Here is a 12892-nt window from a genome sequence, read left to right on the forward strand (position 1 = left end):
GGCGAGATCCGCCATACGGGCCCGACCGTGCCCAGGCCCTCAACGGGAGCCGCCGACGTGACTAGCGTCTCGCACCACTCCATCGGGTGCTCGTCGACGACGTCGGACGCCTGGACCCGTCCCCGGCGCCGCTGCCCGCACCCGCCCGGCGCCCGCCGCAACGAGGAGGCACCTCCCGTGACCGTAGAAGACTCCCGCACCACCACCGTCGACGAACCGGGCCTCTCGCCCGTCATGGCCCGGCTCTTCCGCGCCCTGGCCCTGGTCGAGCGGGTCGGCAACCGCCTGCCCCACCCCTTCTGGCTCTTCTGGATCCTCAGCGGGACGCTCGCCGTCGCGAGCGCCGTGCTCGCTGCCCGCAGCACGTCGGTGACGCTGCCCGGCTCGGGCGACGACGTCGTGGTGCGCAACCTGCTCTCGGCCGACGGCGCCGCGTTCGCCCTCGGGTCGGCGCTGGAGAACTTCGCCGGCTTCCCGCCGCTGCCCGTGGTCGTCACGGTCCTCATGGGGGTGGCCGTCGCCGAGCGGAGCGGCCTCATGGCGGCCGTCCTCCGCGTCACCATCGTGCGGCTCCCCGCCCGGTGGGTGACCTTCGCGGTCGCGTTCGCCGGCACGGTCTCGCACGTGACCTTCGACGCCGCCTTCGTCATCCTCATCCCGATGGCCGCGCTCGCCTTCAAGTCCGTGGGCCGCAGCCCCGTCGTCGGCGTCGTCACCGCCTACGTCTCGATCTCGGCCGGCTACAACGCCAGCCCCCTGGTGACCCCCTCCGACGCGATCATCGCGTCGCTCACCACGAGTGCCGCGCAGGTCGTCGACCCGTCGTACGTCGTCAGCCCGCTCGCCAGCTACTACTGGAACGCCGCCTCGTCACTGCTCGTCGCGGTCGTCGTGACCGTCATGATCGAGCTCGTGCTCTCGCGGCGTCCGGGGCAGGAGGCGGATGTCGAGGAGCTCGAGGCCGGCGCCCCCGCGGACGGACCGACCACGCTGGCGCTCACCCGCACCGAGTCGCGCGGCCTGTGGCTGGCCCTCGGTGTCGGCACCCTCCTCGTCGGCGCCGTCGTCGCGGCCACCCTCCCGGACTCCTCCCCGCTGCGGGGCGAGTCGGGCACCTTCACCCAGTCGATCCTGCTGCTCAACGTCGCCGTCGTCGTGGCCGTCACCTTCGCCGTCATGGGCTTCATCTACGGCCGGGTCACGGGGTCCATCGCGTCGGCCGGCGACCTGCCTGGGCTGATGGCCGAGGGTGTGCGGCTCGTCGCGCCGATCATCGTGCTGTTCTTCTCGATCTCGCAGTTCCTCGCCTACTTCTCCTGGACCGGCATCGGCTCGGTCACCGCGGTCAACGGCGCGGAGCTCCTCGAGCGCACCGACACGCATCCCCTGATGGTGCTCGTCGCGCTCGTGGTGGTCGTCAGCGTCATCAACCTGCTCGTCACCAGCGGATCGGCGATGTGGTCGCTGATCGCGCCGATCGTCGTGCCGATGCTCATGTACATCGACGTCAGCCCCGAGGTCGCCCAGACCGTCTACCGGATCGGCGACTCCTGCACCAACGCCGTGACGCCGATGAGCGCGTACTTCGTGCTGGCGCTCGGCTACATGCAGCAGTACCGCCGCAGCGCCGGCATCGGCACCCTCGCCTCCTTCACGCTGCCCATCGCGATGGTGCTGCTCGTGGCGTGGATCGCCTTCTTCGCGCTCTGGTACGCCGTCGGGCTGCCGCTCGGACCGGGCGTGCCGGTGCGGTAGCGGGCTGAGCGCGCAGGGCCAACCCGCGACTACCCGTGCGGTCCGCCGGCCGGCACGCGCACGCCGGAGCGCTTCATCGCCTCGAGCACGACCGCGACGTGGACGCCCTGCACCATCTCGCGCCAGGCGCCGCCGCCCACGACGGCGTACAGGGCCGCCTGGTCGCGCACGGCGAGGTTGACCACGAGGTCGTAGTCGCCCGCGGTGGCCACGGCCTCCCGCACGGCGGGGTCGGTCAGCAGGTGCTCGACGAAGTCGGGCAGGCGGCCGGGCCGCGCCCGGACCCACACCATCGCCTCGAGGGGGAAGCCGAGCACGCTCGGCTCGACCACGGTCCGCGACCAGAGGTGGCCGTTCTGCTGCAGCCAGTCCAGGCGGCGGCGCGCGGTGGACTCGCTGACGCCGGCGGCCCGCGCCACGTCGATGACGCTGGCGCGGCCGTCGGCGGCGAGGGCGCGGGTGATGGCGCGGTCCGTGGGCGACAGGGTGGGCGGCTCGCTCCCGTCGGGCTGCTGGACCCCGAAGGGCGGCACCTCGAGCGCCGCGACCTGCGCCGGGGTGAGGATGCCGGGCCGCCACTGCCGCACGGAGCGGAGCACCCGCAGCAGCGGGTCGGCCTGCACCCGCACCAGCCCGACGACGGCCGGCAGCTCGTCGAGCACGAGCGCCGGGAGGTTGGCGTTGCTGACGCGGATCTCGGCGACGCACTGCGCCGTGCCGCTCACCGCGTAGGAGAAGACGCAGTCGGAGCGCTGCGCGAGGGCCGTGGCGGTCGCACGCACCGACGCGACCGCGCACTCGACCCGCACCAGCACGGCCGCGTTGTGGCCGCTCAGCGTCGAGATCCGCACGACGCCGGCGTCCAGCAGCGCGGTGCCGCGGCGGGTGACGCTCCGCTCGGACTCGTCGAGCACCTCGGCGATCCGGCGCCAGGGCGCCCGGCCGTCGACCTGCAGGGCGGCGACGATGCGGCGGTCGAGGTCGTCGATGTCGGGAGCGGTGCCCACGGTCACGGGGCGAGGGGCTTGGCCAGGTGCTCCGGCAGCCGGTCGAGGCAGCTCTCCCAGCCCTCGCGGTGGGAGTCGAGCTCCTCGTGGCGCAGACCGGAGTGGACGACGCGGAGCCGCGTGCCGGCGTACGTCGGTTCGAGGCCCACCGAGACGGTGCTCTCCTGCTCCTCGCCGTCCCAGCGCCACGTCCACCGCGCCCAGCCGGGGGCGCACGCCCCCTCGTAGCGGCCGCTGACGCCCATGCCGACCACGTCGGAGACCACCCGCCACACCCCGTCCTCCACCGGGTCGCTGACGGCCACTGCCGCGAACCGCTCCGGCCAGAACCACGCACTCAGCTCGTCGGCCTCGGTCAGCGCGCGCCAGACCCGGTCGGGCGGTGCCGACAGGTCACGCTCGATCTCCACGGTCGCCTGCATCCTGCGACCCTACGGCGCGGGCGCCGGGCAGGTCGATGGTCGTGACCACCGACGTGAGGCTCGGACGGGGCGGCGTCGAGCTGAACCCGAAGCGGCACGGCGGGTCCACGGGCCGCAGCTCCCCGAGCGGCACCCCGTCGAACGACCCGTCGAGGCTGGTGACGGCGTGGACGCCGGTCGCGCCGTACCACTCCCGGCGGCCGCCGCCCGCCGTCCCGCGGGTGCGCACCCCGCGCAGCACGACGCGGGCGACCGGGTCGGTGACCGCGCACCACGCCGGCGCGGTCGCGACGCGGCGCGGCACCAGGCCCACGAGCCGGCCCAGCGCGGTGGGGCGGCCCACGCCGATCGCGAGGCGGAGGGAGTCGCTGGCGAACACGCGCTCCCCGGGCGCGGCCGTCAGGGTGGTGGGCTCGACGCGGATCTCGTCGAAGGTGTACGTCGCGGCGATGAAGTCCGCGAGCTCCCGGGTCGGCGCGACGAGCACGCGGTGCCCCGCCGCGGTCTCGACCATCGCGTCGGCGACCTCGCCGAAGGGGGAGCGCACCCAGCGGCCGACCACGACCCGGGTACCGCTCGCGGACCCGACGCCGGCGATCTCGCCGTCGAAGCGGACCCTCATTCCGGCGCCACCCCCGGTACGTCGCCGCCCAGCCACCGCTCGGCGACCTCGGCCAGCTCGCGGCGGCGCGCGTCCTTCATCTTCTCGAGCGTGCGGACGGCCATCGAGGTGCGCGGGTTGGCGGCGAAGCCGTCGCGGTGGTCGTCGACGAACTGCCAGTAGAGGGCGTCCCAGGCGTCCGCCCAGCCCGCCTCCCCGTCCCTCTTGGAGAAGTCGCTCATCTTCAGCACGTAGTTCGACCCCGACACGTACGGCTTCGTCGTGATGGCCTCGGCGGCGGCGAACTGGCTCATCGCGTAGACGTTCGGCACCATCACCCAGTCGTAGGCGTCGACGAAGAGCGCCATGAACCACTCGTAGACGTCGTCGGGGTCGGTGCGCAGCAGCAGCATCGCGTTGCCGATCACCATGAGGCGCTCGATGTGGTGGGCGTAGCCGTGCCGGAGCACGCGCCGCACGACGACGTCGACGGGGTGGAGGCCCGTCGTGCCGTCCCACCAGCCCGGGCCGAGGGCGCGGGTGAGGTGCAGCCGGTTGGTGGTGCGCAGGCGGCGACCCTGGGTGACGTAGATGCCGCGCATGTACTCCCGCCAGCCGATCACCTGCCGCACGAACCCCTCGAGGCTCGGCAGCGGCACGTCCTCGGCCGCGAGCACGGCGTCGAGCACCTCCCGCGGCGAGAGGAGGCCGATGTTGATGACCGGGCTGAGCGTGCTGTGGAGGAGGAACGGCTCGTCGGCGGCGATGGCGTCCTCGTGGGGCCCGAAGCGGCGCAACCGGTCCTCGACGAAGCGCTCCAGCCAGCGCTTCGCCTGCGCCCGCGTCGTCGGCCACCGGAACTCGTCGGGGTCGCCCGGGTTGTCGGGGAACTCGGCGGCCACCCACGCGATCGCGTCGCGCACGTGCTCGTCGCGCTGCAGGCGCGGCAGCGGCGGCACGTCGAGGCCGCCCTTCGGGTAGGGCTCGCGGTTGTCCTCGTCGAACGACCACTTCCCGCCCACCGGTCCGTCGCCGTCCATGAGCACGTCGAGGCGTCGGCGCTGCCACGCGTAGAACGTCGACATCCGGGGCCGGCTCCCCCGCCGCCGGCCGAGCTGCTCCTGCACGTCGGCGGCGGAGGTGAGGAACGCGGGCGTCTCCTCGACCGTCGGCTCCACGCCGAGCTCGTCGGCGACCGCGCGCAGGTCCCGGTCGAGCCAGTCGTCGACGACGTCGAACCAGCTGACCTCCGTCACCTCGCGCTCCCGCAGCAGCTCGACCAGCTGGGCCTCGGTGTCGCGGTCGCCGCGGCTCTCGACGTACGCCGTCGCGCGGCCCGCCTGCCGCACCTCGGCCTCGAAGCGCTTCATCGAGGCGCGGTGGAGGACGAGCTTGTGGGTGTGGAAGGCGTACTGCCGGAGGAAGAGGTCCGGCTCGACGAGCACGAGCAGGTCGGCGTCCGCCGTGCGCTGCTCGTCGAACAGCTGGTGGGGGAGGACGAGCCGCGCGTGCATGGCGCCAGCGTGCTCCGGCGGACCAAGCGCCGCGCCGGCGTGGCCCACCTCACGACCTGCTGACCCGGCTCGTTACCGAGTGGTAGCAATACGCCCATGACCTCCCGCACCGTGTTCATCACCGGCGCCGCTGCCGGTATCGGCCGTGCCACCGCGCTCACCTTCGCCCGCCAGGGCTGGACGGTGGGCGGCTACGACCTCGACGAGGCCGGCCTGGCCACGCTCGTCACCGAGGTCGAGGCCGTCGGCGCGACCGCCGTCGTCGGCCGTCTCGACGTGAGCGACGCCGACGCCTTCCGCGACGCCGTCGACGACTTCGTCCGGCAGACCGGTCGCCTCGACGTGCTCGTCAACAACGCCGGCATCCTGCTCGCCGGCAAGTTCGAGGACATCGACGTCGCGCGCCACCAGAAGGAGATCGACGTCAACGTCCGCGGCGTCGTCAACGGCGCCCACGCGGCGCACCCGCACCTCAAGCCCGGCTCGACGCTGGTCAACCTGTGCTCCGCGTCGGCGATCTACGGCCAGGCGGAGCTGGCGAACTACAGCGCCACCAAGTTCTTCGTGCGCGGCCTGACCGAGGCGCTCGACATCGAGTGGGGTCCGCAGGGCATCCGCGTCGTGGCGCTCTGGCCCCTCTTCGTGCAGACGGCCATGCTCGACGGGGTGCGGACCGGCACGACCGACACCCTCGGCGTGCGCCTCGGCCCCCAGGACGTCGCCGACGAGATCGTCGCCGTCGTCGAGCCGGGCCGCACCGCGCGGGCCCTCCACCAGGTCCACTTCCCCGTGGGCCGGCAGACCCAGGTGCTCTCCGTCGCGTCGCGCTTCTCGCCGGCGTGGCTCACCCGGATCGTCAACAAACGGTTCGCCGCACACTGAGCCCGACCCCTAGGGTCGCGGGGGTGACCGCACGACCTGCCTCGCCCCCCGACGTACCCGCCGCCGCCCGCGTGCTCGCCGCCGCCTTCGCCGACTACCCGTGGACCCGGTGGACCGTCCCGGCCGACGACCACGAGCGGCGGTTGGAGGAGCTGCAGGAGCTCTACCTCGCGCACGCGCTCGAGGTGGGCGTCGTCCTCGTCGACGATGCGCCGGAGGTGCGCGCCGTCGTCGCGTTGCTGCCGCCCGACGCGCCCGAACCGGCGCCGGCGGTGCAGGAGCGGGTCGTCGCGCTCCACGGCGACCGGCTCGCGGTGCTGGCCGACGTCGCGCTCCCGCCGGCCCCGGACGACGCCTGGACGCTCGCGACCCTCGGCGTGCACCCCGACCACCGGGGCGCGAGGCTGGGCACGGCGTTGACGGAGGCCGGGCTCGCCGCCGCCGCAGAGCGCGGGGCGACCAGCGTCGCCCTGGAGACGTCGGACGAGCGCAACGTGCGCCTCTACGAGCGGCTCGGCTTCGCGGTGACCGCCCGCACCGAGCTGGCCGACGGCCCGGTCGTCTGGTCGATGACGCGCGCCTGAGTCACCGCTCCGCGAGCCACTCCCCGAAGGTCTGGCGCCCCACGAGGTCCGGCGCCGCGGGCACGAGCGCCCCGGCCCGCACCCCGCGGCCGAAGGCGCCGGGCACCCGCACCGGTACGACGAGGCGCGGCCCCCCGTCGCGACGAGCCGTCCGGCGGGCCATCGACGCGAGGTCCTCGCGATGCGGGCCCGCGAGGTCGAGGGTGGACCGGCGGGGCGGCTCGACCGCGAGCCGGGCCAGGTGCGCGGCGACCTCGGCCGCCGCCACCGGTCGCACCGGCATGCGGGGCGCCAGACCGATCGGGCCGAACGTGAGGCCGCCCAGCAGCTGGCCCGCGAACTCGTGGAACTGCGCCGCGCGGAGGATCGTCCACGGCACCGGCCCCGACGTCACGAGCTCCTCCTGGCGCAGCTTGCCGACGTAGTAGTCGAACGGCACCCGGTCGATCCCCACGATCGAGAGCGCGAGGTGGTGGCCCACGCCGGCCCGGTCCCCCGCCGCGAGCAGGGCCGCCGTCGTGCGCCCGAAGAACGCCGCCGACTCCGCCGCATCCCTGGTCATCACGTTGAGCGCGTCGACGACGGCGTCGACCCCGACGAGGCGCTTCGCCAGGTCCTCCGTCAGAGCGTCGCCGTCCTGCGCCAGGTCGACGCCCGTGGAGCGCGCCAGCACGACGGTCTCGTGCCCCGCCCGCTCCAGCTCCGCCACCGTCAGCGCACCGACCAGCCCCGTACCGCCCGCGACCGCCACCCGCATGTCCGTCTCCTCCTGCTCGCGACGGCCCCGTGCGGGCCGTCGGGGACCTGACGACGTAGCCCAGCGATCTGTGAGGTCGGGTTGTCCCCCGCTCGTAGCGTCGACCCATGAGCGAGACCAACGACGCCGTCGCCGATGTGTGGGACGACTGGCAGGACGCGGTGAACATGGCCCCCGCCGAGCTGGAGAAGTGGCTCGAGACGGACGAGTCGAAGTCCGTCGGGCAGGGGGCGGGCGAGTCGACCGGGCACAAGTCGGGGCGCCGGATCGTCGAGATCAAGCGGACCAACAAGACCGACCTGACCGACGACGACGCCGCTCACATGAAGAAGGTCGTGGGTTACGTGCACCGGCACCTGGAGCAGCGCCCGGAGGGCGACGTGTCGGAGACGAACTGGCGCTACTCGTTGATGAACTGGGGGCACGACCCGCTGAAGTAGCGGATCCTCCCCCTCGCGGACGTCATGCGGACCGTCGCCCCCGACGACCACCGCGCATGACGTCCGGCAGGGCGCCTCGCGGACGTCATGCGGACCGTCGCCCCCGGCCGCCGTTTCGCATGACGTCCGGCACGGCGCCTCGATCAGTACGACTTCGGCAGCCCCAGCGTGTGCATCGCGACGAAGTTGAGGATCATCTCGCGGCTCACGGGCGCGATCCGGCCGAGCCGGGCGGCGACGAGCATGTTCGCCAGCCCGTACTCCACCGTCAGGCCGTTGCCGCCGTGGGTGTGCACCGCGACGTCGGTGGCGTTGCAGGCGATCTCGCCGCCGGCGTACTTCGCCATGTTGGCGTACTCGCCCGCGCCGAAGTCGTCACCCGCGTCGTACAGGGCCGCCGCCTTCTGCCACAGCAGCCGCGCCTGCTCGAGCTCGATCTTCACCTTCGCCAGCGGGTGCGCGATGCCCTGGTGCGCACCGATCGGCGCCTCGCGCCACACCGAGCGCTCCTTGGCGTAGGCCACCGCCTTGTCGAGCGCGTAGCGGGCCATGCCGCAGGAGAACGCGGCGCCCATGATGCGCTCGGGGTTGAGACCGGCGAAGAGCTGCCACATGCCGCCGTCCTCGGAGTGCGGGTCGCCGACGAGCGACGTGGCGGGCACCCGCACGTCGTCGAGGAACAGCGTGAACTGCTTCTCCGGCGCCTGCCACGCCATCGGGATGACCTGCTTGGAGAAGCCGGGGGCGTCGGTCGGCAGGACGAACAGCGCGGGCCGCAGCTTGCCGGTGCTCGCGTCCTTCATCCGCGACACGATGAGCACGCTCTGCGCCTCGTCGACGCCGGAGATGTAGGTCTTCTGGCCCGTGAGGACGTAGTGGTCGCCGTCCTGCGTGGCGGTCGTCGTGATGTTGTGCGAGTTGGAGCCCGCATCGGCCTCGGTGATGCCGAAGGCCATGAGGTGGGTGCCGTCGGCGATGCCGGGCAGCCACCGCTCCTTCTGCTCCGGGGTGCCGCAGCGGTTGATGATCGAGCCGCAGATCGCGGGGCTGACGACCATCATGAGCAGCGGCGCGCCGGCCGCGGCCGACTCCTCGAGCACCGCCGCCAGGTCGGCCATGCCGCCGCCCCCGCCGCCGTGCTCCTCGGGGATGTTGACGCCCAGGAAGCCGGACCGGCCCATCTCGAGCCACATCTCGGTCATCTTGCCGCCGTCGCGGGCCTGCTTCGCGACGTACTCGTGGCCGTACTTCCCGGCCAGCTTCGCGACCGCCTCCCGCAGCGCCACGCGCTCGTCGGGCTCCGTGAACATCGCGCTCATGCCTGCTCCTCGTCGAGTTCCACGACCGCGAGCACGTCGCCCGCCGCCACCTGCTGACCTGCTGCCACGCCCACCTCGGCGACCACGCCGTCGTGGGGCGCGGCGACCGCGTGCTGCATCTTCATCGCCTCGAGCACGAGCACGGTGTCGCCGGCGGCCACGCGCGCGCCCGCCTCGACCGCGACCCGCACGACCGTGCCCGGCATCGGCGCGAGCAGCGAACCGCTCGCCACCGCGTCGGCGGGGTCGACGAACCGGGGGACCACGTCGAGCGCCACGTGCCCGTCGGGCCCGTCCACCTCGACGGTGCCGGTGCCGCCCGGCGGCACGACGACCCGGTACGTCGCGCGCACGCCTCCGCTCTCCAACGTCACCTCGTCGGGAGCGGCGGCCACGACGGCCCCGTCGAGGCCCTCGATGCGGTAGCCGTCACGGCCGCCCCACCACGCGACGGCGAGGTCGCCCGCAGCGTCGCCCCCGGCGTCGCCCTGGGGGTGCTCGAACCACGTGAGCTGCGGCTGCGACGGCACGTTGCGCCACGCCACCGGGATCCGGGTCTGCACGACGCGCTCCGTGCGGGCGGCCTCGGCGAGGGCGAGGGCGGCCGCCTGCGCGGCCCGGGTGACCCGGTCGGCGTCGGTCGGCGTCACCCACGAGCGCTCCCCCAGGAACGCCGTGGACACGTCGCCCGCCAGGAACCTGTCGTCCTCGAGCAGCGCGACGAGCTGGTCGCGGTTGGTGCGCACGCCGTGGATCCGGGCCCGACGGAGCGCATCCGCGAGGGACCGCGCCGCCTGGCGCCGGGTCGGCGCCCACGCGATGACCTTGGCGAGCATCGCGTCGTAGTGCGTCCCCACGGCCGTACCGGCCGCGAAGCCCGCGTCGAGCCGCAGGCCCGACGGGCCGGGGTCGACGGTGAAGGCGACGTCGGCACCGGGCACGTCGAAGGCCGTCAGCAGGCCCGACTGCGGCTGGTAGTCGGCGGCCGGGTCCTCCGCGTAGAGACGCACCTCGATCGCGTGGCCCTGCGGCTCCCGACGCGGGTCCGGCAGCGGCAGCCCCTCGGCGACGGCGATCTGCGCCTCGACGAGGTCGATGCCGAAGACCTGCTCGGTGACGGGGTGCTCGACCTGCAGCCGCGTGTTCATCTCGAGGAAGAAGAACTCCTGGGACTCCGCGTCCATGAGGAACTCGACAGTGCCCGCGCCGCGGTAGTCGATCGCGTCCGCCGCGCGGCGGGCCGCCTCGTGGAGCGCCCGCCACGTCTCCTCGCGCAGGCCCGGGGCCGGCGCCTCTTCGACGACCTTCTGGTGGCGGCGCTGCAGGGAGCAGTCGCGCTCCCCCAGCACGACGACGCCCTCCGGCGTGCCGACGACCTGCACCTCGACGTGGCGGCCGCGCTCGAAGAAGCGCTCGACGAAGACGGTGGGGTCGCCGAAGGCCGAGGCGGCCTCGTCGGAGGCCAGCTTCACGGCCGCCTCCAGGTCGTCGAGCTCCCGCACGACGCGCATCCCGCGACCGCCACCGCCCGCGGAGGCCTTGACGATGACCGGCAGGTCAGCGTCGGTGACCGCGGCCGGCTCGAGCCGGTCGAGCTGGGGAACGCCCGCGTCCTGCATGAGCTCCTTAGCCCGGATCTTGTCGCCCATGGCCTCGATGGACGCGGGTGACGGCCCGATCCAGGTGAGGCCGGCCTCGCTGACGGCCCGGGCGAAGTCGGCGTTCTCCGACAGGAAGCCGTAGCCCGGGTGCACGGCGTCCGCGCCCGACGCCCGCGCGGCGTCCAGCACGAGGTCGGCCCGGAGGTAGGTCTCGGCGGGCGTGCTCCCCGGCAGGCGTACCGCGCGGTCCGCCTCCGCCACGAACGGCAGGTCCGCGTCGGCGTCGGAGTGCACGGCGACGGTCTCGATGCCGAGACGGCGGCACGTGGCCATGACGCGGCGGGCGATCTCGCCGCGGTTCGCCACCAGAACAGATCGGATCATCGGGTCGTCACATCCTGAAGACGCCGAAGCGCTCGGCGCCCCGGGTCGGGTTGTTGTCGATCACGGACAGGCAGATGCCGAGCACGGTCCGGGTGTCGCGCGGGTCGATGACGCCGTCGTCGTAGAGCATCCCGGACAGGAAGTACGGCAGCGACTGCTCCTCGATCTGCTGCTCGACGTAGGCCTTGATGCCGGCGAACCCGTCGGCGTCGAACTCCTGGCCCTTCGACTCGGCGGAGGCCTTGGCGACGATCTCCATGACACCGGCGAGCTGGGCCGGGCCCATGACGGCAGACTTCGCCGAGGGCCAGGTGAAGAGGAACCGCGGGTCGAACGCGCGGCCGTTCATGCCGTAGTTGCCGGCGCCGTAGGAGGCGCCCATGACCACCGAGAGGTGCGGCACGGTGGAGTTCGAGACAGCGTTGATCATCTGCGCGCCGTGCTTGATGATCCCGCCCTGCTCGTACTCCGCGCCGACCATGTAGCCCGTCGTGTTGTGGAGGAAGAGCAGCGGGGTGTCGACCTGGTTGGCGAGCTGGATGAACTGCGTCGCCTTCTGCGCCTCCTCGCTGAACAGCACGCCCTGCGCGTTGGCGAGGATGCCGACCCGACGACCGTGGATGCGGGCCCATCCGGTCACGAGCGACGGGCCGTAGAGCGGCTTGAACTCGTCGAAGGGCACGTTGGCGTCCGGCCCGACGCCGGGCCGGGTGCCGTCGACCAGCCGCAGGATCACCTCGCGCGGGTCGAACGGCTCCTTGAGGTCGGTGGGCACGAGGTCGAGCAGGCCCTCGGGGTCGAGGTCCGGCTCGGCGTACGCCGGGAGGTCGCGGTCCGCGCGGGCCTTGCGGTGCCCGAGGCGCGCGACGATCCGCCGGCCGATCCGGATCGCGTCGCGCTCGTCCGCCGCCAGGTAGTCGGCAAGACCCGAGACGCGGGCGTGCATCTCCGCGCCGCCGAGCGACTCGTCGTCGGACTCCTCGCCCGTCGCCATCTTCACGAGCGGCGGACCACCGAGGAAGACCTTGGCCCCCTCCTTGACCATCACCGTGTAGTCGCTCATGCCGGGGATGTAGGCCCCGCCGGCCGTGGAGTTGCCGAAGACCAGGGCGATGGTGGGACGCCGGTCGGCCGAGGCCCGCGTGATGTCGCGGAACATCTTGCCGCCGGGGATGAAGATCTCCTTCTGGGTCGGGAGGTCCGCGCCGCCCGACTCCACGAGCGCGATCGTCGGCAGGTTGTTCTCCGCCGCGACCTGGGCCGCCCGGAACGCCTTCTTCAGCGTCCACGGGTTCGACGCGCCGCCCTTGACGGTGGGGTCGTTGGCCGTGATGAGGCACTCGACGCCCTCGACGACGCCGATGCCGGTGACGAGCGAAGCGCCGACGGTGAAGTCGGAGCCCCAGCCGGCCAGCGGCGAGAGCTCGAGGAAGGCCGAGCCCTCGTCGACGAGCAGCTCGATGCGCTCGCGGGCCAGGAGCTTGCCGCGGCGCCGGTGGCGCTCGACGTACTTCTCCCCGCCGCCCGCGACGGCCTTGGCGTGCTCCGCGTCGAGCGCGTCGAGCTTCGCGAGCATCGCCGCGCGGCGCTCCTGCTCGACCGTGGTCGTGCCCGTGCTGGTCCCGC

General features: G+C 73.4%; 12 protein-coding genes. 4 read left to right on the forward strand and 8 right to left on the reverse strand.

Going from position 1 to position 12892, the window contains the following annotated elements:
• Positions 1–177: 177 nt before the first annotated feature.
• Positions 178–1755: an AbgT family transporter gene (locus PIR53_15760; protein WZH51466.1), complete on the forward strand. Its 1578-nt coding sequence runs from the start codon at positions 178–180 to the stop codon at positions 1753–1755.
• A 29-nt stretch (positions 1756–1784) separates the two neighbouring features.
• Here the strand turns inward: PIR53_15760 and PIR53_15765 are convergent, their stop codons facing one another.
• Genes PIR53_15765 through PIR53_15780 form a run of 4 tightly spaced genes read right to left on the reverse strand, consistent with a single transcriptional unit; the run spans position 1785 to position 5299 of the window.
• Positions 1785–2768: an Lrp/AsnC family transcriptional regulator gene (locus PIR53_15765; protein ID WZH51467.1), complete on the reverse strand. Its 984-nt coding sequence runs from the start codon at positions 2766–2768 to the stop codon at positions 1785–1787.
• Positions 2765–3184, reverse strand: coding sequence for an SRPBCC domain-containing protein (locus PIR53_15770; protein WZH51468.1), 420 nt, complete (start codon positions 3182–3184; stop codon positions 2765–2767). The genes PIR53_15765 and PIR53_15770 overlap by 4 nt, the downstream gene beginning before the upstream one ends.
• Positions 3156–3806: a hypothetical protein gene (locus PIR53_15775; protein ID WZH51469.1), complete on the reverse strand. Its 651-nt coding sequence runs from the start codon at positions 3804–3806 to the stop codon at positions 3156–3158. Before PIR53_15775 ends, PIR53_15770 begins: the two co-directional genes overlap by 29 nt.
• Entirely contained in the window at positions 3803–5299 is a 1497-nt protein-coding gene (locus PIR53_15780; protein ID WZH51470.1) for a cryptochrome/photolyase family protein, read from the reverse strand. Before PIR53_15780 ends, PIR53_15775 begins: the two co-directional genes overlap by 4 nt.
• 96 nt (positions 5300–5395) lie before the next feature.
• On the opposite strand from PIR53_15780, the gene PIR53_15785 reads away from it, so the two are divergent.
• Together PIR53_15785 and PIR53_15790 are read left to right on the forward strand one after the other, a co-directional pair.
• Positions 5396–6181 (forward strand): SDR family oxidoreductase, encoded by a 786-nt coding sequence (locus tag PIR53_15785; GenBank protein ID WZH51471.1) that lies wholly within the window; start codon positions 5396–5398, stop codon positions 6179–6181.
• Positions 6182–6204: 23 nt separating this feature from the next.
• The gene (locus tag PIR53_15790) at positions 6205–6765 is read left to right on the forward strand and encodes a GNAT family N-acetyltransferase (protein ID WZH51472.1); all 561 of its coding nucleotides are present in this window, start codon (positions 6205–6207) and stop codon (positions 6763–6765) included.
• A gap of 1 nt (position 6766) precedes the next feature.
• Here PIR53_15790 and PIR53_15795 read toward each other — a convergent pair whose 3' ends face one another.
• On the reverse strand, positions 6767–7522 hold the full coding sequence (locus PIR53_15795) for an NAD(P)H-binding protein (GenBank protein ID WZH51473.1): 756 nt from the start codon (positions 7520–7522) through the stop codon (positions 6767–6769).
• A gap of 107 nt (positions 7523–7629) precedes the next feature.
• On the opposite strand from PIR53_15795, the gene PIR53_15800 reads away from it, so the two are divergent.
• Positions 7630–7962 (forward strand): DUF3140 domain-containing protein, encoded by a 333-nt coding sequence (locus PIR53_15800; protein WZH51474.1) that lies wholly within the window; start codon positions 7630–7632, stop codon positions 7960–7962.
• Positions 7963–8105: 143 nt separating this feature from the next.
• Here PIR53_15800 and PIR53_15805 read toward each other — a convergent pair whose 3' ends face one another.
• From PIR53_15805 to PIR53_15815, 3 genes are read right to left on the reverse strand one after another with little or no spacing between them, the layout of a single operon-like run.
• Complete coding sequence (locus PIR53_15805) at positions 8106–9281, reverse strand: acyl-CoA/acyl-ACP dehydrogenase (GenBank protein WZH51475.1); 1176 nt, start codon at positions 9279–9281, stop codon at positions 8106–8108.
• Positions 9278–11266 (reverse strand): biotin carboxylase N-terminal domain-containing protein, encoded by a 1989-nt coding sequence (locus PIR53_15810; GenBank protein ID WZH51476.1) that lies wholly within the window; start codon positions 11264–11266, stop codon positions 9278–9280. The genes PIR53_15805 and PIR53_15810 overlap by 4 nt, the downstream gene beginning before the upstream one ends.
• 7 nt (positions 11267–11273) lie before the next feature.
• The gene (locus PIR53_15815) at positions 11274–12842 is read right to left on the reverse strand and encodes a carboxyl transferase domain-containing protein (GenBank protein WZH54467.1); all 1569 of its coding nucleotides are present in this window, start codon (positions 12840–12842) and stop codon (positions 11274–11276) included.
• Positions 12843–12892: the final 50 nt, after the last annotated feature.

The organism is Nocardioides alkalitolerans (genome assembly GCA_038184435.1).
Lineage (GTDB): Bacteria > Actinomycetota > Actinomycetes > Propionibacteriales > Nocardioidaceae > Nocardioides > Nocardioides alkalitolerans_A.

Bases quoted from the DNA above. Each gene is read 5' to 3' on its own strand.
- PIR53_15770 (WZH51468.1), bottom strand. From the start codon at position 3,184: ATGCAGGCGACCGTGGAGATCGAGCGTGACCTGTCGGCACCGCCCGAC.
- PIR53_15805 (WZH51475.1), bottom strand. From the start codon at position 9,281: ATGAGCGCGATGTTCACGGAGCCCGACGAGCGCGTGGCGCTGCGGGAG.
- PIR53_15795 (WZH51473.1), bottom strand. From the start codon at position 7,522: ATGCGGGTGGCGGTCGCGGGCGGTACGGGGCTGGTCGGTGCGCTGACG.
- PIR53_15785 (WZH51471.1), top strand. From the start codon at position 5,396: ATGACCTCCCGCACCGTGTTCATCACCGGCGCCGCTGCCGGTATCGGC.
- PIR53_15780 (WZH51470.1), bottom strand. From the start codon at position 5,299: ATGCACGCGCGGCTCGTCCTCCCCCACCAGCTGTTCGACGAGCAGCGC.
- PIR53_15810 (WZH51476.1), bottom strand. From the start codon at position 11,266: ATGATCCGATCTGTTCTGGTGGCGAACCGCGGCGAGATCGCCCGCCGC.
- PIR53_15775 (WZH51469.1), bottom strand. From the start codon at position 3,806: ATGAGGGTCCGCTTCGACGGCGAGATCGCCGGCGTCGGGTCCGCGAGC.
- PIR53_15815 (WZH54467.1), bottom strand. From the start codon at position 12,842: ATGCTCGCGAAGCTCGACGCGCTCGACGCGGAGCACGCCAAGGCCGTC.
- PIR53_15800 (WZH51474.1), top strand. From the start codon at position 7,630: ATGAGCGAGACCAACGACGCCGTCGCCGATGTGTGGGACGACTGGCAG.